The sequence below is a fragment of the Campylobacter sp. GB48 genome (assembly GCF_049221845.1).
GTDB lineage: Bacteria > Campylobacterota > Campylobacteria > Campylobacterales > Campylobacteraceae > Campylobacter_D > Campylobacter_D lari_C.
Window position 1 is genome coordinate 1 of the sequence record NZ_JBMJAR010000090.1, and the last position, 683, is coordinate 683.

A 683-nucleotide genomic window follows, 5' to 3' on the forward strand; every position below is an offset into this window, starting at 1 on the left:
TTAAATTAATTAAAAGTATTAAGTAGATTGGTTATAATAAAACAATTTATCTGTATTAGGAGTAAATTTGCAAATTCCTATTTATTCTAAATTAAAAACAAAGCTAGAAAGTAAAGGAATAGATAGTATATCAAGTGGGCAAATTGCTTGGTTTGTGTGTAGTGTAGGAATTTTTATCATTCCTATGATGTATTTTTATATCAGTAGTAATTATGATCAATTCACTATTTTATTTATTATGCTATTTATTTTTATATTAAATATGCTTTATGCTAAAAATTTTTTTGCATTATTATTGCTTGTAATATTGATATTTATATATATGAAATATCATGAGTTTATCTATAATTTTAAAATTTTATTTTTTATTTTTGCACCTATAATTTTTATCTTTTTAAGAGCTTGGAGAATTTTAATAACTTTTTTATGTGGATATATTTTTTTAGTAGCTATGGTATATATATTTGAGTTATTAGGAGGATTTTATAAATGAAGCATTATGTAACAATTTATATTGATCCATTGGTAGAATGTTTTTTAGATTTTAAAAATCAATGTTATTGGCAAAGAGAAGACTTCACTCACGCTTTCTTAGGACTTACTAAAGGCAAAAGTCCTGATGAGTTAGATAAAATAGATGAAACATTAAGACAAGAATATCTTAAAAACAAAGAATGGAATAA

General features: G+C 22.1%; 2 protein-coding genes. Both read left to right on the top strand.

All coding sequences use genetic code 11. The features are described from left to right. Positions 1–67 precede the first annotated feature (67 nt). Complete coding sequence (locus ACOTVC_RS08970) at positions 68–493, top strand: hypothetical protein (protein WP_214099753.1); 426 nt, start codon at positions 68–70, stop codon at positions 491–493. Then, positions 490–683: hypothetical protein (locus ACOTVC_RS08975; RefSeq protein ID WP_421628397.1), on the top strand; the 194-nt coding region annotated here is incomplete at its 3' end. The genes ACOTVC_RS08970 and ACOTVC_RS08975, both read left to right, overlap by 4 nt.